General features: G+C 43.8%; 24 protein-coding genes. 20 read left to right on the top strand and 4 right to left on the bottom strand.

Annotated features, from left to right (window positions below):
• The first annotated feature begins 139 nt into the window (after window positions 1-139).
• The 11 genes from rpoE (at window position 140) to acpS (ending at window position 9,554) form a co-directional block, all read left to right on the top strand.
• Window positions 140-718, top strand: a complete 579-nt coding sequence (gene rpoE, locus K5Q73_RS10190) for an RNA polymerase sigma factor RpoE (RefSeq protein ID WP_202720438.1) — start codon at window positions 140-142, stop codon at window positions 716-718.
• A 23-nt stretch (window positions 719-741) separates the two neighbouring features.
• Complete coding sequence (locus K5Q73_RS10185) at window positions 742-1,344, top strand: sigma-E factor negative regulatory protein (protein WP_220764365.1); 603 nt, start codon at window positions 742-744, stop codon at window positions 1,342-1,344.
• A 12-nt stretch (window positions 1,345-1,356) separates the two neighbouring features.
• Window positions 1,357-2,289, top strand: coding sequence for a MucB/RseB C-terminal domain-containing protein (locus tag K5Q73_RS10180; RefSeq protein ID WP_220764367.1), 933 nt, complete (start codon window positions 1,357-1,359; stop codon window positions 2,287-2,289).
• A 13-nt stretch (window positions 2,290-2,302) separates the two neighbouring features.
• Window positions 2,303-2,767, top strand: a complete 465-nt coding sequence (locus K5Q73_RS10175) for a SoxR reducing system RseC family protein (protein WP_220764369.1) — start codon at window positions 2,303-2,305, stop codon at window positions 2,765-2,767.
• Between the two features lie 131 nt (window positions 2,768-2,898).
• On the top strand, window positions 2,899-4,689 hold the full coding sequence (gene lepA, locus K5Q73_RS10170; protein ID WP_220764383.1) for a translation elongation factor 4: 1,791 nt from the start codon (window positions 2,899-2,901) through the stop codon (window positions 4,687-4,689).
• A gap of 140 nt (window positions 4,690-4,829) precedes the next feature.
• On the top strand, window positions 4,830-5,747 hold the full coding sequence (gene lepB / locus K5Q73_RS10165) for a signal peptidase I (protein ID WP_220764385.1): 918 nt from the start codon (window positions 4,830-4,832) through the stop codon (window positions 5,745-5,747).
• Window position 5,748: 1 nt separating this feature from the next.
• Entirely contained in the window at window positions 5,749-6,426 is a 678-nt protein-coding gene (gene rnc / locus K5Q73_RS10160; protein ID WP_220764387.1) for a ribonuclease III, read from the top strand.
• Entirely contained in the window at window positions 6,423-7,415 is a 993-nt protein-coding gene (era, locus tag K5Q73_RS10155; RefSeq protein ID WP_220764389.1) for a GTPase Era, read from the top strand. The genes rnc and era overlap by 4 nt, the downstream gene beginning before the upstream one ends.
• Window positions 7,416-7,519: 104 nt before the next feature.
• Complete coding sequence (recO, locus tag K5Q73_RS10150; RefSeq protein ID WP_220764391.1) at window positions 7,520-8,209, top strand: DNA repair protein RecO; 690 nt, start codon at window positions 7,520-7,522, stop codon at window positions 8,207-8,209.
• 122 nt (window positions 8,210-8,331) lie between these two features.
• A complete protein-coding gene (gene pdxJ / locus K5Q73_RS10145) occupies window positions 8,332-9,069 on the top strand; it encodes a pyridoxine 5'-phosphate synthase (protein ID WP_220764393.1) in 738 nt (245 codons plus the stop codon).
• Window positions 9,070-9,158: 89 nt separating this feature from the next.
• The gene (gene acpS, locus K5Q73_RS10140) at window positions 9,159-9,554 is read left to right on the top strand and encodes a holo-ACP synthase (protein ID WP_220764395.1); all 396 of its coding nucleotides are present in this window, start codon (window positions 9,159-9,161) and stop codon (window positions 9,552-9,554) included.
• Here the strand turns inward: acpS and K5Q73_RS10135 are convergent.
• Complete coding sequence (locus tag K5Q73_RS10135) at window positions 9,543-10,019, bottom strand: GNAT family N-acetyltransferase (RefSeq protein WP_220764404.1); 477 nt, start codon at window positions 10,017-10,019, stop codon at window positions 9,543-9,545. The genes acpS and K5Q73_RS10135 overlap by 12 nt on opposite strands.
• A gap of 189 nt (window positions 10,020-10,208) precedes the next feature.
• On the bottom strand, window positions 10,209-11,150 hold the full coding sequence (locus tag K5Q73_RS10130) for a Dyp-type peroxidase (RefSeq protein ID WP_220764406.1): 942 nt from the start codon (window positions 11,148-11,150) through the stop codon (window positions 10,209-10,211).
• A gap of 400 nt (window positions 11,151-11,550) precedes the next feature.
• Between K5Q73_RS10130 and K5Q73_RS10125 the strand changes: the two genes are divergently transcribed.
• Together K5Q73_RS10125 and K5Q73_RS10120 are read left to right on the top strand one after the other, a co-directional pair.
• Entirely contained in the window at window positions 11,551-12,603 is a 1,053-nt protein-coding gene (locus K5Q73_RS10125; protein ID WP_220764408.1) for a toxin-antitoxin system YwqK family antitoxin, read from the top strand.
• A 295-nt stretch (window positions 12,604-12,898) separates the two neighbouring features.
• Entirely contained in the window at window positions 12,899-13,438 is a 540-nt protein-coding gene (locus tag K5Q73_RS10120) for a DUF962 domain-containing protein (protein ID WP_220764410.1), read from the top strand.
• A 97-nt stretch (window positions 13,439-13,535) separates the two neighbouring features.
• Here K5Q73_RS10120 and K5Q73_RS10115 read toward each other — a convergent pair whose 3' ends face one another.
• Complete coding sequence (locus tag K5Q73_RS10115; protein WP_220764419.1) at window positions 13,536-14,816, bottom strand: HlyC/CorC family transporter; 1,281 nt, start codon at window positions 14,814-14,816, stop codon at window positions 13,536-13,538.
• 143 nt (window positions 14,817-14,959) lie between these two features.
• Window positions 14,960-15,748 carry an inner membrane protein YpjD gene (locus K5Q73_RS10110; RefSeq protein ID WP_220764428.1) on the bottom strand — a complete coding sequence of 263 codons (789 nt, stop codon included), beginning with the start codon at window positions 15,746-15,748 and terminating at the stop codon, window positions 14,960-14,962.
• 405 nt (window positions 15,749-16,153) lie between these two features.
• On the opposite strand from K5Q73_RS10110, the gene ffh reads away from it, so the two are divergent.
• The 7 genes from ffh to tyrA all read left to right on the top strand — a co-directional run bounded on the left by ffh (window position 16,154) and on the right by tyrA (window position 22,296).
• Window positions 16,154-17,527, top strand: a complete 1,374-nt coding sequence (gene ffh / locus K5Q73_RS10105; RefSeq protein ID WP_220764430.1) for a signal recognition particle protein — start codon at window positions 16,154-16,156, stop codon at window positions 17,525-17,527.
• Between the two features lie 217 nt (window positions 17,528-17,744).
• Entirely contained in the window at window positions 17,745-17,996 is a 252-nt protein-coding gene (gene rpsP, locus K5Q73_RS10100; protein ID WP_012154307.1) for a 30S ribosomal protein S16, read from the top strand.
• A 20-nt stretch (window positions 17,997-18,016) separates the two neighbouring features.
• Window positions 18,017-18,547 carry a ribosome maturation factor RimM gene (gene rimM, locus K5Q73_RS10095; protein WP_220764433.1) on the top strand — a complete coding sequence of 177 codons (531 nt, stop codon included), beginning with the start codon at window positions 18,017-18,019 and terminating at the stop codon, window positions 18,545-18,547.
• 15 nt (window positions 18,548-18,562) lie between these two features.
• Window positions 18,563-19,309, top strand: a complete 747-nt coding sequence (gene trmD, locus K5Q73_RS10090; RefSeq protein ID WP_012154309.1) for a tRNA (guanosine(37)-N1)-methyltransferase TrmD — start codon at window positions 18,563-18,565, stop codon at window positions 19,307-19,309.
• A 36-nt stretch (window positions 19,310-19,345) separates the two neighbouring features.
• Window positions 19,346-19,699 carry a 50S ribosomal protein L19 gene (gene rplS, locus K5Q73_RS10085; protein ID WP_012276214.1) on the top strand — a complete coding sequence of 118 codons (354 nt, stop codon included), beginning with the start codon at window positions 19,346-19,348 and terminating at the stop codon, window positions 19,697-19,699.
• Window positions 19,700-20,050: 351 nt separating this feature from the next.
• Window positions 20,051-21,142: a 3-deoxy-7-phosphoheptulonate synthase gene (locus K5Q73_RS10080; RefSeq protein WP_220764435.1), complete on the top strand. Its 1,092-nt coding sequence runs from the start codon at window positions 20,051-20,053 to the stop codon at window positions 21,140-21,142.
• Window positions 21,143-21,156: 14 nt separating this feature from the next.
• Window positions 21,157-22,296, top strand: coding sequence for a bifunctional chorismate mutase/prephenate dehydrogenase (gene tyrA, locus K5Q73_RS10075; protein WP_220764437.1), 1,140 nt, complete (start codon window positions 21,157-21,159; stop codon window positions 22,294-22,296).
• Window positions 22,297-22,361: the final 65 nt, after the last annotated feature.

The following is a 22,361-nucleotide window of genomic DNA, read 5'->3' as shown; positions in this document are numbered from 1 at the left end:
AGAAATCAAAGCTTCCATAAAAGAAAATCACATCTTTGCAAAATTTTTTAGAACTTTTTTGAAACTCGCTAGTCTACATAAGTGAATATGATTCGAGCGGCTGAGAAATCAGTATTAGATTTAGGAGTAGTCGGCTCGGATGAGTGGACAAATAAGTGATCAACAGTTAGTTGAGCGCGTACAGCGTGGAGACAAAAACGCTTTTAACCTTTTGGTACAGAAATATCAAAACAAGGTCGCAAATCTGATATCTCGTTACGTACGAAATCAGGCCGACGTTGCAGATGTTTCGCAGGAAGCTTTTATTAAAGCTTACCGAGCACTACCAAACTTTCGTGGTGAAAGTGCGTTTTATACTTGGTTGTACCGCATTGCAGTGAATACTGCGAAGAATCATCTGGTCGCTCAGGGGCGTCGTGCTCCAGCGAATGATGTCGATGCCGAAGAAGCCGAATATTATGATGGCAGTGATGCGTTAAAGGAGTTTGCCTCCCCAGAACGTCTAGTACTGTCGGATGAGATTCAGAAGGTTGTCTTCGACACGTTAGACACGTTGCCAGAAGAATTGAAGATGGCTATCTCACTGCGAGAACTCGATGGTATGAGTTACGAAGAGATTGCCAATGTCATGGATTGCCCTGTGGGGACGGTAAGATCACGGATCTTCAGAGCCCGAGAAGCAATCGATAAAAAGCTTAAGCCGTTGCTAGAACGTTAGCATCTTAAATAGATAGGTGAATAATGGATAAGTTAGGTCAGGAATGGGTATCTGCTGCTGTCGATGGTGAAATTGATGAGCACACGTTAGCTGAATTAGCGGCTGACGCAGATTCACATGAACAGTGGCGTGATTATCATTTAATTGGTGATGCGATGCGTGGTGAGTTGCCAAAGACAATGTCTTTGGATCTTAGCGCAAGCATTATGGCTGCTATTGATGATGAGCCTGCTATTGTTGCGCCTCAGCCAGTAGCAACCCAAGAGCCAAAGGTTTCTTCAGCGGGTAAAATTATTCCGTTGTTTAAGCAATTTGGTCAGTATGCTATTGCTGCATCGGTGGCTTTGGTTGCCGTAGTTGGTGTGCAGAACTACAACCAAGACACGTTAATGGAAAACTCTCCATTACCAGTGCTAAATACGCGCCCATTAATTGGTAGCGCTTCACCTGTAAGCCTTCAAACGGGGGCGGTACAGCAGAGCCAAAGCTATACTAATGACCAGGTTGCTGACCAGCGTCGACGTATTAATGCCTATATTCAAGATCATATGTTGCAACAACGATTGAATAATGGAGTGAATATCGACGACAATAGCGAGGTCGATACTACACCTGTTGCTCAATAATGAGGAGTTAGCTTGCGTCTGATCCTATTGGCTATTATAGCCATGAGTTTTCCCGCGATGGCGCGGGAGGACATGCCCGCCAAAGCTTGGCTAGAGAATATGAGCCAAGCCCTGCGTGAACAAGAATTTAAAATATCCCTTATCCAACTTCAGGCCGATCATATACGCCCACTGGTTTATATTCACGGTAAAGTCGAAGATCAAGAAGTGGCCTTTTTAGAGCACCTAAATGGACCGCCTAAAAATGCCGTGCGTGTGGGTAACACCGTCACTTTTATTGAGCATGACCAACCTGCTTATAGTGTTCATTCTAATCGCATTCAGGGGGTTATTCCCGGAGCATTAGCCGATGATGTATCTAAGCTAGAAGAAGGCTATCAGTTCGTGTTGGGCGGTCGTAGCCGAATTGCGGGACGACCAGGCCAGCTTGTGCGAATTATTCCAATAGACAATAACCGCTATGGTTATCAAGTTTGGTTGGATATGGATACTTATTTACCACTACGTTTTGACATGATTAGCGATGACAAGCAACTTTTAGAGCAGTTGTTAGTGGTTGAATTATTAGTACTCGATGAAGTACCTGCGATTCTAAAAGAAGCCTACAAGCAAGAATGGCCTCCGGTGCTGTCTCAATCGGACAGAGACGGTGGTGAAGACTGGCAGTTTAGCTGGTTACCGGCAGGTTTTAAGGTGCTGATTAAAGATCAACACAGACTCATAGGCAGTAAAGAAGCGGTTGAGTACATCGCCATAAGCGATGGTCTAGCTCATATCTCTGTATACGTTGCTAAGGCGGGTGAGGCGCCACTGCCTGATGAGCTAGTGACTCGCAACGGATTATCGCTTGCGACAGAGCGAGTCGGCAATGCAGAAGTGGTTGCTGTGGGTAAGGTGCCTGCTGAGACCTTGAGCCGTATCGCCAAGAGTATCATGTTACAGTAATGAAGGTTTTGTCATGATGGAAGAGGTCGCCAGAGTTGTTGCTAATAGCAACTCTGGATGGGTAGTCGTGGAAGTTGAGATGAAGAGCGCTTGTAATCATTGTGAAAGTGGTGATTCTTGTGGTACTTCAGCAGTTTCAAAAGCCTTCTCACCTAAGGTACAACGTTTTTCGATTCAGAGTGATAGGCAGTTTGCTAAAGGCGAACGCTTGAAGCTTGGTTTGCCTGAAAGCGTTATTTTAAAAGCAGCTGCCTTAGTCTATATACTCCCCCTCATAGGCCTATTTATAGGCGCATTTGGCGGAAATCAAATGGCACACTTATTGGGTAACTATTCAGATTTACTACCCATTTTTGGAGCCGTATTTGGAGCCTTTGTTTTTTGGATGCTTGGAAAGCGAGCAGCTAAAAAATTAGAACTCGAGGCTCAACCAGTCATTATTAAGTCTCTAGGTAAACCTATCGAGATCGCGAGTTAGCGACCTCATAAGGCACACTAGTTACTTTTTCCTCAGTTATCGCACTATAAAAATTGGTATTAAAGCTGCAATCGGGTACAATTCTGCACTTTAAAATTTTTATCAACTTCGAGTTAAGTCATCCCAGCATAATGAAGCATATTAGAAACTTTTCAATTATTGCCCATATTGACCACGGCAAATCAACACTATCAGATCGCCTTATTCAAGAATGCGGTGGCTTAACAGATCGCGAAATGGCTGCGCAAGTTCTCGACTCAATGGATATTGAGCGTGAGCGTGGTATTACCATTAAAGCGCAAAGCGTAACTTTGGATTATTTAGCGAATGACGGTGAAACTTACCAGCTAAACTTCATCGATACTCCAGGTCATGTTGACTTTTCATATGAAGTATCGCGCTCGCTTGCCGCGTGTGAAGGTGCATTGTTAGTTGTCGATGCAGGTCAAGGCGTTGAAGCGCAAACTCTAGCAAACTGTTATACAGCGTTAGAGATGGATATGGACGTTGTTCCTGTCCTTAATAAAATCGATTTACCTCAGGCCGATCCAGATCGTGTAGCTGAAGAAATTGAAGACATCGTAGGTATCGAAGCAACTGACGCTGTTCGTTGTTCAGCTAAAACGGGTATCGGTATCAAAGATGTTCTTGAAGTTATTGTTGCGCAAATTCCACCACCAGAAGGTGATCCAGAAGGTCCACTTCAAGCACTGATTATCGACTCTTGGTTTGACAGCTACTTAGGTGTTGTATCTTTAGTACGTATTAAAAATGGCGTATTGAAAAAAGGCGATAAGTTTAAGGTTATGTCTACAGGGCAGAACTACAATGCTGATCGCGTGGGTATCTTTACTCCTAAGCAAACCGATACTACCGAGTTGAAAACCGGTGAGGTTGGCTTTGTTATTGCTGGTATTAAAGAGATCCATGGTGCACCTGTAGGTGATACCTTGACGCATTCTAAGCACGGTGCAGACAAACCACTTGGTGGCTTTAAAAAGGTTAAACCGCAGGTTTATGCGGGTTTATTCCCAATTTCTACCGATGATTACGAGAACTTCCGTGAAGCACTTAACAAGCTAAGCTTGAACGATGCTTCGTTGTTCTTCGAGCCAGAAACATCTTCAGCACTAGGTTTTGGTTTCCGCATTGGCTTCTTGGGTCTGCTTCACATGGAGATCATTCAAGAGCGTCTAGAGCGTGAATACAACCTAGAGCTAATTACTACCGCTCCTACGGTAGTGTATGAAATTGTTCAAACTAATGGCGAGATTATCTATGTTGATAACCCGTCAGATTTACCAGCGGTAAATAACATTGCCGAGATGCGTGAGCCAATCGTAGAAACTAATATTTTGGTTCCAAAAGAGTATTTGGGTAACGTTATTACGCTTTGTATTGAAAAGCGTGGTGTACAGACCAACTTAGTTTACCACGGTAACCAAGTGGCACTGACTTACGAATTGCCAATGGCTGAAGTGGTAATGGACTTCTTCGACCGTCTTAAGTCAACCAGTCGCGGTTATGCTTCTCTTGAGTATAACTTCATTCGTTTTGAACCTGCTGACATGGTGCGTTTAGACATCTTAATCAACGGTGACAGAGTCGATGCGTTAGCCATGATTATCCATAAAGGTTTGATCCGTACTAAGGGTCTAGCACTTGTGAATAAGATGAAAGAGCTTATTCCTCGTCAAATGTTTGATATTGCTGTTCAAGCGGCAGTGGGGAGCCAGATTATTGCGCGTTCTTCGATTAAAGCGATGCGTAAAGACGTAACGGCTAAGTGTTACGGTGGTGACGTATCTCGTAAGAAGAAACTACTGAACAAGCAGAAAGAAGGTAAGAAGCGTATGAAGCAGGTTGGTAACGTTGAAGTGCCACAAGAGGCATTCTTAGCGGTACTGAAGCTTAACGATTAAGCTTAATCGTTAAGAATTGTTAATATATCGCTAGACTGAGCGCCGCAATTTGCGGCGCTTTCATTACTGGCGTATAACCATTAATGACAATGGCGCTATCGCCATAAAACCGATTATGTTTGGCAGGAGTTTATTTAATAATGGCAGCCTATTTTTCTCTAATATTGGTGTTGGTTACTTTAAGTAGCGGTTTAGTGTGGATGGCCGACGCTCTGTTTTTTGCGCCTAAGCGCCGTGAGAAGTTGGCAATGGCTCAAGCTGCTCAAGCAGATTTGAGCGAAGAAAGCGTTGATAAGATTATGCGTGAATCGGCTTTGGTTGAAACATCCAAGTCTATCTTCCCAGTTATCGCTTTTGTATTGATTTTACGTTCTTTTATTTATGAACCATTTCAGATCCCATCAGGCTCTATGATGCCAACTTTGTTAGTTGGTGACTTCATCTTGGTTGAGAAATTTAGCTACGGTATTAAAGATCCTGTTTGGCGTACTACGCTTAAAGAGACGGGTAAGCCTGAACGTGGCGATGTAGCGGTATTTAAATATCCAGTTAACCCGCAAGTCGATTACATAAAGCGCATCATAGGTTTACCAGGTGATCGAATTATTTATCGCAACAAAGAGCTTTATATTCAACCAGCTTGCAAAGAGGGCCAAAGCCCTTGTCCAGAGCTAAAGATGGTTGATAGAGCCTTAGTGAACCGTGGTGAGTTTTCTCAAAATGGTACGCCTTTGCTGCGTTATAAAGAGCAGATTGGTGACGTGAGTCATGACATCTTAATCAATCCGTCTCGTCCAGATATGATTAGTCACTTTTTCCGTCAAGACAATGTCCCACTTACGGAGTTTGTTGTCCCTGAAGGTCAATACTTCGCTATGGGTGACAACCGTGACAACAGTCAAGACAGTCGCTACTGGGGCTTCGTTCCAGAGCAAAACTTAGTGGGTAAAGCTGTAGCAATTTGGATTAGCTTTGAATTTGACAGAGCGCCTGCAGACTTTTTACCGACTTGGATCCCTACAGGGGTTCGCTTTAACCGTGTAGGCGGAATTGAGTAATATGGAACCAATTAAAAACATTCCACGTTTGTGCCGTACTCTAGGGTATGAGTTCAACGAAAAAGCATTTTTAGACCAAGCCTTGACCCATAGAAGTGCCTCTAACAAGCACAATGAAAGATTGGAGTTCCTAGGGGATTCTATTTTATCGATAGTAATTTCTGATGCGCTTTATCATCAGTTTCCTGCAGCCACTGAAGGTGATTTAAGCCGAATGCGCGCAACACTGGTATGCGGCAAAATGTTGGCTGAAATTGCGATTGAATTTAAGCTTGGTGATTACCTAAAGCTAGGCCCTGGAGAGCTAAAGAGCGGCGGTTTTAGACGAGAGTCAATTTTAGCCGATGCAGTAGAAGCGATTATTGGTGCAATTTATCTCGATTCTGATATTGAGAACTGTCGTCAGTTAGTCCTTAATTGGTACGAATCGCGCCTAAAGGTTATTGAACCTATAAATCAAAAAGATCCTAAAACATTACTGCAAGAGTATTTGCAGAAGTTTAGAAAACCACTGCCTGTTTACAGAGTAGCCCATACTGAAGGTGATGCTCACGAGCAGACTTTCACCGTTGAATGTATTGTAGAAGACTTGAGCCAAGCCGTTATCGGAGTAGCAAGTTCGCGCAGAAAAGCGGAACAAAGTGCTGCGGCTCAAGTGTTGGAGTTAATTAAGAAATGAGTGACAACAAAGATTTACCTGAAAGCCAAGAGCCAAGTTTAGACGAACTACTGGCTAATATGAACAATCCGTCGTCAGCGGTTAAGTACGCGGTGACCTATTGCGGCATGGTGGCGATTGTTGGTCGCCCGAACGTGGGTAAGTCAACGCTTCTTAATAAGCTCTTAGGCCAGAAGATTAGTATTACCTCTAAAAAGCCGCAAACTACCCGCCACCGCATCATGGGTATTCATACCGATGGTCCGCGTCAGGTTGTGTTTATCGATACGCCAGGTCTTCACATGGAAGAGAAGCGTGCGATTAACCGTTTAATGAACCGTGCTGCGGCAAGTTCGTTAGCGGAAGTCAGCTTGGTGATATTTGTGGTCGACGGTATGAACTGGACGCCAGATGATGAGATGGTGCTGCGTAAGCTACAGAGCCGTGATGATGGTCGTAAGACGATTCTAGCGATCAACAAAGTTGATAACATCAAAGATAAAGAAGCGCTGTTCCCGCACCTTGAAGAGCTATCTAAGAAGTTTCCATTTGATGAAATTTTGCCTATTTCAGCGACTCAAGGCACAAACGTTCAACGCATCTTGGATATGTCTGTTGCCTCAGTACCTGAGTCGCCACATTACTTCCCTGAAGATTATGTGACCGACCGTTCGCAAAAGTTTATGGCTTCTGAAATCGTACGTGAAAAGCTGATGCGTTTCCTAGGTGACGAACTACCATACGATTGTACGGTAGAGATCGAACAGTTTAAGATGATGGAAAATGGCGTATACCAGATCAACGCTTTGGTGCTTGTTGAGCGCGAAACTCAAAAGCGTATGGTGATTGGTAACAAGGGCGAGCGTATCAAGAAGATAAGCTCTGCTGCACGCGTTGATATGGAAGTCTTGTTTGATAACAAGGTTTTCTTAGAAATGTGGGTTAAAGTTAAGTCAGGCTGGGCTGATGACGAACGTGCACTGCGTAGCTTAGGTTACGGTGACGAATAGTCACCTGTTAACTTAACAGCGAAATATGCCTCTTTTTAGTGATAAGAAGGGGCATTTTTATTGGCTATTATACTGATTGGTATTAGTGAATTGGGATCGTAAATATGGAACGTGGTTACGTTCTTCATAGTAGGCATTTTCGTGATGGCAGCGTCATCGTGAACTTACTAGTAGATGGTAAGGGGCGGGTTGATGCTGTTGCGCGTTTGGGCGGCGCGAAAAACTCAATTCGCAGTATTATCCAACCTTTCCAGCCGATTATTTTTCAACTGCAGGGGAAAACCGATCTCAAAAACCTTAAACAAGTAGAGGCAGCAAGTCCTGCAGTCCCGTTAACGGGAGATTGTTTGTATTCAGGGCTTTACCTTAATGAGCTACTCATTCGTTGTTTAAGCGTGCAGCATAGTGCCGAAAACTTGTTTTTTGACTATCACCGCACCTTGATTGCGATGGCGACAGAGTTCAATCAAAGCCAACTTAGATACTTTGAGCATGCGCTTTTGAAAGAACTTGGTACTATGCCGTCACTTGATTTTGATCCAAGTGATGCCCCCATTACTGCAAGTGGCTTTTATCGTTTAGAGCAAGACCACGGCTTTACGCCTGTGATTGCAACAGCTTTCAATCAACATCGATTTTTTACTGGAGAAATGTTGGTGGCCTTGAATCAGCGTACATTGACGGTAGAGCACTATCTAGAAGCTAAGAAGTTAATGCGACAGCTATTAGCTCCCGTCCTTGGTGATAAACCGCTGCACTCCAGAACCCTGTTCGCTAAAAAACCTAAACTTTAGGCCGTAACTGGTAAAAGTCACTCACAATAAATTCATCACAGTTTGGTCGGCGATACTGGCTAAACAGCAACCCTATCAGTACAATATTGTCTTTTATTCTGCTTACTTTTTAAGGAACAATCATGAGCCGGATCTTATTGGGCGTTAACATCGATCATATTGCGACTCTGCGTCAGGCGCGCGGTACAAATTATCCCGATCCCGTTCATGCTGCCGCCGTTGCAGAGCATGCCGGTGCAGAAGGTATTACCATTCATTTGCGCGAAGATCGCCGTCATATCATCGACCGTGATGTATATACATTGGCAAAAACCTTAAAGACGCGTATGAACTTTGAGATGGCAGTTACCGAAGAAATGCTCAATATTGCCTGTGAAATTAAGCCTGCCTACGTATGTTTAGTGCCTGAGAAGCGTGAAGAGCTGACTACCGAAGGTGGCCTTGATGTGGCTGGCCAGCAAGACAAGATTGCAGCCGCTGTGTCGCGTTTGACTAAAGAAGGCATCAAGGTGTCTTTATTTATCGATGCCGATAGTAGGCAAATTGATGCCGCAGTTGCTGTTGGCGCACCGGTTATTGAAATTCATACCGGCTGTTATGCCGATGCAGAAACGGATAGCGAGCAAGCTGCAGAGCTTAAGCGTATTACTGAAATGGCGACCTATGCTCATGGCAAGGGTTTAGTGGTCAATGCGGGTCATGGCTTGCATTATCATAATGTTAAAGCAATTGCTGCCATCCCTGAACTTTATGAGCTCAATATTGGCCATGCGATTATTGCTCGCGCCGCTATCGATGGATTAGATAAAGCCGTACGTGATATGAAGCAGCTGATGCTAGAAGGTCGTCGCGGCGAATAAACTCAGCATAGCGTTGTTATTGAAGCCGAGACTGATGCTCTCGGCTTTTATTTACCCTAAATTGAGACGAGATTAGATAGAGAGCTATTATGATTGTAGGTTTAGGCACTGACATTGTGGAAATCGCTCGGATTGAAGAACGTATTCCTGTGGCAGGAGATGAAGCATTATTAAGTTGTCGCTTAGCCAAGCGTGTATTAACAGAAGCTGAGTTCGCACTCTTTGTAGGCTCAACTCAACCTGGCCGCTATCTAGCTAAGCGCTTTGCAGCTAAAGAAGCTGCGGCAAAAGCACTGGGCACAGGCATAGGTCGCGGGGTGTCTTTTCAGCATATACAGATCAGTAATAATGACCATGGCGCACCACTGGTTACCTTCACTGATGGCGCAGCTCAAAGGTTATCAGCGTTGGGGGGCTGCCGGGTTCATATATCTATCGCAGATGAAAAACATTACGCTACGGCTACGGTAATTTTAGAGTCTTGATTTGGCATTCTCTAATGCCATTACATGCTCACCATTTATGTCTTGCTCACCGGTAAACTCAAAACCTAGTTTGTGATACAGAGTGATAGCTGTGAGGTTATTCGGATAAACGCTTAAGAAAATCCGTGGGCATTGAAACTGGCGAAATAAAAGCGCTAATAGCAAGTCTGCAAAGGCTTTGCCTAAACCTTGGCCTTGACAGTCTTGGCTGATAAGGAATCGGTCAAACCATACCCGTTGCGTTTGGCATTCATTAAATAAACCATACATAGCAAACCCGACGACTCGCTGCTCACAACAAAGTGCTACAGGTGTGTAACGAGGGTCTTCTTTAGCCTCTTGTAAACACTCGGCAATCGACTCGATAAAACCACACTGCTCAGGTTTTAATTGCAGTTTAAGTAGTGTGCTCAAGTTATGGCTATTGACGGGGTCGATAGTGAGTAAAGGAATAGGCTGTGACATTGATGGCTTAGTTTAAGGATAGTGTTACTCTAATGCGGCGAATATAATCCTTTGGCTACTCAGCTTCAAGCTAAAACTAAAACCACTACAAAGTTGAACTGATATTAGTAACTGATTTGAACTCACTCTATCTGCGCGCTAATGACTAACCATATGCTAATAGAGCAAGTTCATAACGTTATAGGCTATTTATTCATCATCAAACTGCTCAAGAAAGGATTTTGATGGCATAAAGAATAAACAGCCAGTCTTAGCTTCGACAAAATCGAGTAAACGATCATAGTGGCCGTTATCATCAGCGTTAATCATTTGACTTAAAGAGGTTTCAATAATTGCTGGTGTAGCAGCAAATCCGACAAACATGGTGCCATGCTCTATTGCATTACCATAAGGACGGTTCTGCCTAAGCATTTTTATCTCTTCGCCATCAATTTCGACTTTACTCTTAGCATTGTGTGCCCAAGCAGGTTTGACGTCATCATTGAGCTCTACGTTATCCATTTTTGTACGACCAACAACCTGCTCTTGATATTCAGTTGTCTGTTTGTCCCACAGGCCTTGACGGTCTATATAGCGCTGCACATGTAAATAGCTGCCACCACGGTGCAATTCAATATCATCGGTAACCAATACCGCTTCGACTCTTTCATCACCATCAGGATTTTCAGTACCATCGACAAAATCGATCATGTCGCGGTTATCCAGATATTTATAGCCTTGTATATCTTCTGTAAGAGTGGCGATATCAGCCAGGCTGTTACGTATGTACTTTGCCGCTTGGAAGTTTAGATCTATGCGCTCAGACTTAATCATCACAAAGATGTCGCCAGCAGTAGCAGGAAATACGCGTTCGCCATTACTCATGGCGGGAAAAGGGTGTAACTCAGCCGGTAAGGCATGGTCGGGGAAAAGTTGCGGCCAAGCGTTTGCCGAGAATCCAACAGAGATATTGAGGCCTGCGCTGAGATCTTTGTGGTTTATAGACTTTTCAATACCGCCAATTGTAGCAATGCAATCGTCAATAGCATCCGAGGGTGCTGAGCTAGGTTTGAGGCAAAAAGTGAGGTACTCAACATGGGAGGTAGGGTTAGATAACACCCCTGGTTGTGCGAGTGAGCAAAGCGCTGTCATTAAAGTTTCCCCGTCTGAAAAGGTTAGCTATGGTAGAACCGTCAATATCTATTGCAGGAGTACATCCCAAATAAATACCTCTTGTTAAAGAGAAGATAGAACTGACTGGAGTACTTAAAACTATACGCCTTTAATTATAGATGTGAAATTAACTAGCGTTAATCATTGTCTGGAAGAGCGAGAGGATAGGTATTTGGGTTAGAATTAATTGCATACAGTGACCTGAGTTACGAAACCATCAATAAAGTAGGCACTAATGCTTGAGCAATTTGAGAACCCTGTTAACTCTGTGTATTGTGCTGCAGTTTAAGTTGGTGTTTTATTTACGTGTTTTATTTACGTGTTTTATGTTTGCATTGGCTTTCCTGCCAAATACCTCTAACCACATTGAGTAATGATTATGCTGTATACCCAAAGATTAATGCGAGTAACCTCCCTATTAATGCTGCTGATAAGTGTGTGGTTACTATCGGCATGCGGCAATGATATACAGCTTCCGGTTAGTGAGGATGACCTAAAACAGCCCCAGTGCAGCGAGCGATATCAAAGTGATTGCCCTGAGTTTTATCGAGGCCAATTTTTTACTGGCATTGCGACTAATTATGCTTATGGCAAGGCGTTTTATAGAGCGACTCAGTATCAAGATGGACTCGAGCACGGCTATAGTTTCTCGACGCTCAATAATCAACTCAATGAAACCGCTTGGTATAAGGCGGGCAAGTTAGATGGTAAAGAGATTAGTTACCACTTTTCGACCACTGGAAAGCCGCAATGGGTGAGACTTTATCAAGCAGGCGTGAAGACTGAGCAGTGGCTTTATAATGAGCAGGGCGTAATCCTCAGTTATAAGCGATTTGAAGGCGACAAAGAGGTCGAGAGCATCAGTTATGAAAGGGGCCGTGAATGGCGCCTGTACTACTTTGTCGATGGTGAAAAGCGCCAGCGTCACAAGGACTATTATGCAGATGGCCAGCTTGAGAGTAATAGTGAATTTATTTATGCCGATTATAAAAAACTGAATGAGAAAACCTACTATCGAAATGGTCGTTTAAGAAGCAAATTTAGCTACGACAGAGCAAGTAACTGCGGGATGTTAGAAACCTATAGCTCAGATGGCAAACGACGCTCAGAGCAGCATTATGGTTATAATCCGTTAAATACTCGCCATGGGGTGCAGCTAACCTTCTGTGGTGAAAATGGTCGGGTTGATTCTCGCGAGCATTACAATATGGGCGTAAAAGATGGCGAGTTTGCTAAATATCACTGTAATGGTCAGTTAATATCCAAGCGTACCTATGTCAACGGCGTGGTGATAGATAAACAGATTAAAGTTTATGATGAGAATGGCCAGGCGGTGGTGATCAAAAAGCTTGATGGTAAAGGTAAGATCACCCAGGAAAGCTACTTTGATGATGACTCTGCTAAATGGGTGACTTATTCGACGACAGATTAGGTGCCAGAGTGATTCTACCTTTGCGATGAGGGCTGTGAGTCAGCATAAGCTGCTTTATTGGTGAGCGATGCAGCCTAAAACGCTATTTTGAACTTTTACTCTATTAAAATGTGGAAAGATCCATTAGGTTAATATTTAGTTAAATTCGGCGGCGGTTAATCTCGGTTAATCTAAGTGCTAACAACAAACTATCGCGGCATTGACGCAACTCATGTCATGTTGAGCCAAATACCGTCGTCAGTTAGATACTAAGAGCTAGGCATCAAACCTCGCAAGCCTATATGGAGAAGAGCAGATGAAATCCGCTGAAGAACAGTTATCAACCTATAAAAGTGTCCATTTGAACCCTAAAAATATCCGAACTCATTTTGTGGGAGTACCACTGATTATTTGGTCGCTGTTTTTATTATTGAATCTAATCCCGCTTAATTTTGCAGTCTTAAATGATCCTGTCATTAGCTTTAATGTCGCCACGATTTTCACAGTCGCTGTGCTTATCTACTATTTCTTGTTGCATGCCAGACTCACAATTGGTTTGACCCTTTTTATCATCCCAGTACTTTATACATCGAGCCTAGTAGCGCAAATTCCCAATGCGATATGGATAGCGGTCGTTGTCTTTTTTTTTGGTTGGCTGATCCAGTTTGTGGGTCACCATTACGAGAAAGCCAAGCCCGCTTTTGTCGATGATTTGAATCAGTTATTAATCGGCCCGTTCTTTTTGATGGCAGAGGTGTATTTTATGTTGGGTCTGGAGAAGAAGCTGTTAGCTGACATTACGCCTTTAGCGCGAGATAAACGCAGAGCGTTAGAAGTGGCAAGAAAAGCCGTTTAAACGGTTTGAAAAGTGTCAACGTTATTAAGGATGGGTCTGTTAAATAGTTAAAAAGGCGCAAAAGCGCCTTTTTATTTGTGAATAGAGCTGCACTCGATTAGCCAGCCGTTTTAGGCGGTCGATAATGTTGCGGCATCACTCTAACTGTTTTAATCATATTGTCAGCAACATCTATCACTTCTAATGGGTAACCGTATAAGCGCATTGAAGTATTTGGCTCCGGGATCTCTTCAAGGTACTCAAGTACAAGGCCATTGATGGTTTTAGGGCCATCAATAGGAAAGTGCCAACTCATCTCTTTGTTGAGATCGCGGATGTTAATACTCGCTTCAATCAAGTAACTACCATCTTGTTGTGGAGTAATGTCTTCACTTGGTGTGGTTACCATAGAGGTAGTAAAGTCTCCAACTATCTCTTCTAAGATATCTTCAAGTGTAACTAAGCCCTGTATATCACCATATTCATCGACAACTAGGCCGATACGTTCTTTGTTCTGTTGAAAGTTGGATAACTGCACATTGAGTGGCGTGGCTTCAGGGATAAAGTACAGCTCTTTTACCGCACGTAGCAGGGATGATTTACTGAACTGTCCTTTGGATTGTAAACGCAGGGCATCTCTTAGATGAACAAAACCCACTGCATCATCAACGGTATCACGATAAAGTAAAACACGTGTGTGTGGGCTTTGAATGACCTGTTTGTTGATGCTCTTAAAATCATCATTGATATTAATTGCGTAGAGTTCATTACGCGGGATCATGATGTCATCAACGGTGACTTTTTCAAGATCCATAATCGATAGCAGCATCTCTTGGTGACGCTGTGGAATTAGTGCGCCAGCTTCATTGACTACCGTGCGTAACTCTTCCTGACTAAGTGCGTCACTGGCTTTTACTGAGTGAATGCCAAGCAAGCGTAAAAAGCTTGAAGTGATAAAATTAACGACTTTAACAAAGGGCGATAACACGATTAATAGCACGCGAAGAATTAAAGTAGAGGGAAAGGCGATACGTTCAGGGTGAAGTGCGGCAACGGTTTTTGGCGTGACTTCTGCAAAAACCAATACGACTAAAGTTAACACACCGGTCGAGATGGCGACCCCCACATCACCAAACAAACGCATTCCAATAAGAGTCGCGATAGCTGAGGCTAAAATATTAACCAGATTATTGCCAATAAGGATTAGCCCAATAAGCCTGTCTGGGCGTTCAAGCATGACGATGGCGCGTTTAGCCCCTTTGTGGCCGCTATTTGCCAAGTGACGCAGGCGGTAGCGGTTAAGCGACATCATGGCAGTTTCTGAGCCAGAGAAATAAGCAGACAGTAAAATTAAGACGAACAGAATAGATAAAAGTACGCCAGTGGATATATCGTCCAAACGTTGGAACTCCGCTGTTGTTTAAAGAAAGGGGCGAATATTAAAGCTCAAAAAGCACTATGAAATTAGTAATTACAGAACTTTGAAGAGGGTGTCAAGTTTGACCCACCATGATGGGTGGGTCAAATATCAATGGGTGCAGCTTAGTTGAGGATTAGCTCTTTAACAACGCGGGCGCCAAAATAGGCCAATGATAATAGAACGCCACCGGTTAACGTGTAAGCAACCGCAGCTCTAATACGACAACCTACCCAGTATTGTTGAGCTAACATGGCGATATAGACGCACCAAGCCATAATCGATAATACAGCTTTGTGACCTTTGCCTTCTTCAAACATATCATCGAGGAAAATAAAGCCAGTTGCTAACGACAAGCTCAATAAAATCACCCCAACAATCACCAAATGATAAAGCTGCTTTTCAACCGTCATTAGTGGTGGCATAGCCGATGTCATGACAATTTTTTTGTTCTTAAGACGGTTCTGAATAATGGCTAACTGAATTGCATACAGAGCAGCAATCATCAGCGCACTATAGGCCATTAATGACAATACAACGTGGACTAAGACGTCTGGATGGATCTCAAAATGAATTATGTACTCGGGTGGCACTAACCAAAGTAGAGCGACAGAGATCACTGAACAGGCATAGACCACAGGTAATACGACAATTACTTTGAGTCTAAATAGTAAAATGGTAAAGCTGAAGGTAATAATCCAGTTAACCATTGAGATAACATTGGTTAGGCTGAAGTTTTGCCCATCACTTGTCATAATGGCTTGAGATAGCGCTGCTGCATGCAGAACTACACCAATCGCGGCAACGCCAGCAACTAATTTTCTGTTTGGACCGTCAGCGTGAAAAAGTCGGCTGGCGACGAGAACTAAAGCAATACTGTAAAACAACATGGCTGAAGCTGAAAAAATGACCATTGAGTATTAACCTATTTGTTTTATGAACTTGATGCGCTAACACATGCTCTTATGTTTAAGCAAAGCTGACCAACGACTTGCATACTAGCCTGATTCAAGCAGGAGTTAAATCACTGATGAACTAAAATATCGTGTCGATTCTAACCACAAAAGTTATTTAGACTTTAAACACTAAGTTAGCATGTAACATTATGGTGTAGAATAGCATGAGCTAATGGGCTTTGGGCAGTGACCTTGGTTGCAAAAATAGGTCGATTTTTTATCTAATAACCAATTTTTAGTCACTTTTTACGTTTCACTGCTCTTAGTTGTAAAAGTAACTTGCTTCATTCTGTAGCATAATATCTGGGCATCGCTATAATACAGCCCCATCAATAGTAATTTTAAACGGTAAAGAACTGGATAATGTTTGAGAACTTAACTGACAGATTGTCACGGACTCTGAAAAATATCAGTGGCCGTGGTCGCTTAACGGAAGAAAACGTTAAGGAAACCTTACGCGAAGTCCGCATGGCTCTTCTTGAGGCCGATGTTGCCTTGCCTGTGGTTCGTGAATTCGTAAATAGCGTTAAAGAACGCGCTGTTGGACAAGAGGTTTCCAAGAGTCTAAGTCCAGGCCAAGCCTTTATTAAGATCGTACAAAGCGAACTTGAAAATGCGATGGGTGAAGCAAACGAAGCTTTGGACCTATCGGCGCAGCCTCCAGCTGTGATTATGATGGCGGGTTTGCAAGGTGCGGGTAAAACAACCAGTGTTGCTAAACTGTCTAAGTTCTTACGCGAGCGCGAAAAGAAATCAGTTCTTGTTGTATCTGCCGATGTATATCGACCAGCAGCGATCAAGCAGCTAGAAACCTTAGCGGCTGAAGTTGAAGTTCAATTTTTCCCATCAGATGTTAGCCAGAAGCCAGTCGATATTGCTAATGCAGCAATTGCACACGCTAAGCTGAAGTTCATTGATGTGGTTATTGTCGATACTGCAGGTCGTTTGCACGTCGATGAAGCCATGATGGATGAAATCAAAGAGCTTCACGCTGCAGTAAAACCGGTTGAGACACTGTTTGTGGTTGACGCCATGACAGGTCAAGATGCGGCAAATACAGCCAAAGCCTTTAATGAAGCACTACCGCTAACGGGTGTGGTTCTAACTAAGGTTGACGGTGATGCACGCGGTGGTGCAGCGCTATCGATTCGTCACATCACAGGTAAGCCAATTAAGTTCTTGGGTGTAGGTGAAAAAACCGACGCACTAGAAGCTTTCCACCCTGATCGTGTTGCTTCACGTATTCTTGGTATGGGCGACGTACTTTCTCTTATTGAAGAGGTTGAGCGCGGCGTAGACCAAGAAAAAGCCATGAAGCTGGCTGCTAAAGTGAAGAAAGGTGGAAATTTTGATTTAGAAGATTTCCGTGAACAACTACAGCAGATGAAAAACATGGGCGGCATGATGAACATGATTGAGAAGCTACCGGGTGTGGGTCAATTACCACCTGAAGCACTTGCTCAAGTTCAAGATGGCAAAATGACTGGGCAGATGGAAGCGATTATCAATTCTATGACACCAGGCGAGCGCCAACGTCCAGATATCATTAAAGGTTCGCGCAAGCGCAGAATCGCGATGGGCAGCGGCACACAAATTCAAGACGTGAACCGTTTATTGAAACAGTTTACGCAGATGCAGAAGATGATGAAAAAAATGTCTTCAAAAGGCGGCATGAAAAAAATGATGCGTGGCATGAGTGGTATGCTTCCACCAGGCATGAAAATGCCCGGTCGCTAGGCATTTATAATATTCCGCAAAGCTAAATTTACAGACTAGAGTGAAACTCACTCTGGTCTGTAAATCGTTTTAGGCGTAAAAAACGCCGATTACGGTTGCATTCGTCGGTCAGTCAGGTAAAATCTGCCGGCTTTCTATCTGGGGCTCTTCGCGAACACGGAGTTTCAGTTTTTATTTTTGCTTGATAAAAAGCAAATCATTAGAGGATACCAAACGCATGGTTACCATTCGTTTAGCTCGTGGCGGCGCAAAAAAGCGTCCATTTTATAACATCGTTGTAGCTGACAGCCGTAACGCCCGTGACGGTCGTTTCATCGAGCGCGTTGGCTTTTTTAACCCTGTAGCTCGTGGCCAAGAAGAAGCTCTACGCTTAGATCTTGACCGTGTTGAGCATTGGGTTGCTAACGGTGCTGCTACTACTGATCGTGTAGCAAAACTGATCAAAGACGCTCGTAAAGCTGCTGCTTAATAGCGTTAAGGTATAGATTGATGAGTAGTAAACAAGAACCCGTCATCCTTGGCAAAATCGGTTCAAGTTATGGCATTAAAGGTTGGTTGAAGATCACTACCTATACCGACTCTGTTGAAGGTATCTTTGACTATTCACCTTGGCTTATTAAAGAACAAGGCGAATGGCGCGAGGTTAAAGTCGCCCAGTGGCGTTTCCAAGGTAAAGCCGTAGTTGCTTGTCTTGAAGGCGTATCAACACGGGATGAGGCGCAAGCGCTTACTAATTGTGAGATTGCTGTGCCAGCTGATCAGATGCAAGACTTACCAGAAGATGAATTCTACTGGCGAGATCTTATAGGCTGTGAAGTCACTAATACCAAAGGCTACAACATGGGTACAGTGCAGGAGATCGTGGAAACAGGATCGAATGACGTACTTCTAGTTAAAGCAAACGCGAAAGATGGCTTTGGCAAAGCGGAACGTATGATTCCCTTTGTTACTGACCAGTTCATCCAAAAGGTGGACTTGGCAGCAAAACAGATTTTAGTGGATTGGGATCCGGACTTTTAAGTCGAGGTACAACATATGTGGTTAGGGGTAGTAACCCTGTTTCCCGAGATGTTTCGTGCCGTAACAGACTTTGGTGTAACGGGTCGTGCAGTTAGCAAAGGGTTACTAGAGTTGCAAACGTGGAATCCTCGTGATTTCACCCATGATAAACATAAAACAGTGGATGACCGCCCTTACGGTGGTGGCCCTGGAATGTTGATGATGGTGCAGCCTTTACGTGATGCCATCCATGCGGCGAAAGCTGCAGCTGGAAAAGAGGCAAAGGTGATTTACCTGTCTCCTCAGGGCCGTAAGCTGACACAGCAAGGCGTTGAAGAGTTAGCAAAATCATCCAGTTTGGTTTTAGTGTGTGGTCGATACGAAGGTGTTGATGAACGCATTATTCAAACTGAAGTGGACGAAGAGTGGTCGATAGGGGATTACGTGCTTTCGGGCGGTGAACTTCCAGCGATGACTCTGATTGATTCAGTTTCAAGATTGGTTCCTGGCGTGCTAGGAAAACAAGCTTCTGCAGAGCAAGATTCTTTCTCTGACGGATTACTGGATTGTCCCCACTATACGCGTCCTGAAAGTTTGGATGGACTGGATGTTCCAGCCGTATTGCTAAGTGGCAACCACGAACATATTAGACGCTGGCGTTTACAGCAAAGCCTAGGTAGGACTTTGTTGAGACGACCAGAATTACTTGAAAATCTAGCTCTGACTGGCGAACAAGAGAAGCTTTTAGCCGAATTTGTTGACAGCATCAAACAAGATGATTAGTCGAAGCGCAGTTATTACTAGTATGGAGTTTATTTAATGAATAACATCATCAAAATGCTCAACGAAGAGCAAATGAAAACCGACGTACCACAATTTGGTGCCGGTGATACAGTAGTTGTTAAAGTACGTGTTGTAGAAGGCGGTAAAGAGCGTCTACAGGCGTTTGAAGGCGTTGTAATCGCTAAGCGTAACCGCGGCGTTCACTCTGCATTCACAGTACGTAAAATCTCTAATGGTGAAGGTGTTGAGCGTGCGTTCCAGACTCACAGCCCAATCATCTCTAGCATCGAAGTTAAGCGTCGCGGCCGTGTTCGTCGTGCTAAGCTTTACTACCTACGTGATCGTTCAGGCAAGTCTGCACGTATCCGTGAGAAGCTTGCTACTAAGTAATTTAGTACTCGCTAAAAAAAAGATGCAGTGTTCGCACGAGAAACCGCCTATATGGCGGTTTTTTGTTGCCTAAAATAAGTCAAAACTGACAGAGCTGTCTGTTTTGGCTCAAGCAGCCACCTCCTCGTTTTGTTCTCTTTCCTTCAGCTTGCCCACTGCTAGATTAGAATTTTTCATTTATTTAAATTGCACTTGATCTTATATCGCCGAATAGGCATAGTGCTTACAAGGTGTAATGGTGTACCGTTACAATATTACTTTGGTAGTTTGGTTCATATGAGTTGAGACGTTCTTCAGTGTAGAAAAAGTCGTTGACGCGGGAAGCGGATTAGAGATAAGCAGGTGGTTATTATGCAACAAGATACAATTAACAATGTCCATATCAGTTCAGAACAAGTGTTAGTGACTCCAGAAGAGCTAAAGCGTGAATTGCCTCTGTCTAAGCATGCATACCAATATGTACTGAATGCGCGTAAAACGGTATCAGATATCGTGCACAAACGTGATAATCGCGTATTGGTGATCTCAGGCCCTTGCTCAATCCACGATATTGATGCCGCAAAAGAGTACGCGCTTAAGCTCAAGAAGCTACATGATGAACTCGGTGATCAGTTTTTTGTACTGATGCGTGTTTACTTCGAAAAGCCGCGCACTACGGTTGGCTGGAAAGGCATGATCAACGATCCTGATATGGATGAATCTTTCGATGTCGATAAAGGCCTTAGAAAAGCACGCGAGCTAATGATTTGGCTGGCTGAACTTGAATTGCCAGTTGCCACTGAGGCACTCGACCCTATTAGCCCGCAGTACATGTCAGAGCTCATCACTTGGTCAGCGATTGGTGCACGTACCACTGAATCACAGACTCACCGCGAAATGGCGTCAGGTCTTTCTATGCCTGTAGGTTTTAAAAATGGCACCGATGGTAAGCTTGGAGTTGCCATCAATGCCCTTGAGTCCGCGGCGAGCAGTCATCGTTTTATGGGTATTAATCAGCAAGGGCAGGTAGCGTTATTACAAACCGCGGGTAACCCAGACGGCCATGTAATTTTACGTGGCGGTAAAACGCCAAATTACGATGCCGCGAGTGTGGCTGAGTGCGAACAACAATTACATGCTGCTAAATTAAGCGCGCGCTTAATTGTTGATTGTAGCCATGGTAATTCCTCAAAAGATCACAATAAGCAAAAGCCGGTTTGTGAAGATGTGTTTAACCAAATCGCTTTGGGTAATAAATCAATTATTGGTGTTATGCTTGAAAGTCACTTAAATGCGGGTAAGCAAAGTAGTGATTTAGCAATGGATGAACTTGCGTACGGTGTATCAGTAACAGATGCTTGCATTAATTGGCAGACAACTGAATGCCTATTGCGTGAAGGGGCTAAGCTGTTAGCGCCGGTTTTACCGACTCGATTTGATATGCTCAAAGTAGCAAATGGCTGATGGAAGAAAGACTGATGAATGAGAAAACTACCGCAGAGCTAGAAAACCTACGAGGTTTGATTGATGGCGTTGATCAGCAACTACTGCATTTACTGAGAAAGCGACTCGATTTAGTCGCCCAAGTTGGCGCGGTCAAGCATGGTGCAGGTTTGCCAATTTATGCTCCGCAGCGTGAAGCTAATATGCTGGCTAAGCGACGTGCTGAAGCTAAAGAGATGAATGTGGCGCCGCAACTGATAGAAGATATTCTGCGTCGCCTTATGCGAGAGTCTTACCTTAATGAAAAAGATGTAGGCTTTAAGCAAGTAAAACAAGATTTAGGCCATGTGGTGATAGTGGGCGGTGAAGGTAAGCTTGGCGGCTTATTCTCGCAAATGCTCACTTTGTCTGGCTACCAAGTTAAAAGCTTAGATAAAGATGACTGGGTCAATAGCGAAAGCATTTTTGATGGTGCAGGCTTAGTGATAGTGACAGTGCCAATTAACATTACCTGTGAACTGATTGCTGACAAGCTAACCAATCTACCTAAAGACTGTATTCTAGCTGACTTAACATCGATTAAAGGTGCGCCAGTAGAGGCGATGCTTGCGGCGCATTCAGGCCCCGTTCTTGGCTTACATCCTATGTTTGGCCCGGATGTTGGTAGCCTTGCTAAACAAGTTGTGGTGGTGTGTCATGGCCGCGATAGTGATGCTTACCAATGGCTGATTGAGCAAATCGAAATCTGGGGCGCGCGTATTGTTGAAGCTGAGCCTAGTAAGCATGATAAAGCCATGCAGTTAGTGCAGGCGATGCGACACTTCTCCTCATTTGTATATGGCTTAAACCTATATAAAGAAGAAGCCGATATTGAGTCATTACTGCAATTTAGCTCGCCAATTTATCGTTTAGAGCTGGCGATGGTTGGACGCTTATTTGCTCAAAGCCCTGAGCTATACGCCGACATTATCTTTGCTCAAGAAGAGAGTTTAGTGGCGATTGGTGATTACTTAGATAATTACTCACAGGCGCTGTCGATTTTAAAATCTGGCAACCGTGATGCTTTTGTTGAGCAATTTGCTGAAGTCTCGCGTTGGTTTGGTGACTTCGCGCCGCAATTCCAGCGCGAGAGCCGGGCAATGTTGCAGTCAGTTAACGATATGAAAACCGGTTAATAGTCACTGCCAAGTTTAAGGCTGGTTGCTAGAACATGTTTTCAGCATAAATTAATAGATATGAT

Source organism: Shewanella sp. MBTL60-112-B2 (assembly GCF_019655055.1).
In the GTDB taxonomy this organism is placed as follows: domain Bacteria; phylum Pseudomonadota; class Gammaproteobacteria; order Enterobacterales; family Shewanellaceae; genus Shewanella.
The sequence above is the reverse complement of the archived record's forward strand: the minus strand, read 5'-3'. Positions and strand labels throughout refer to the sequence as shown.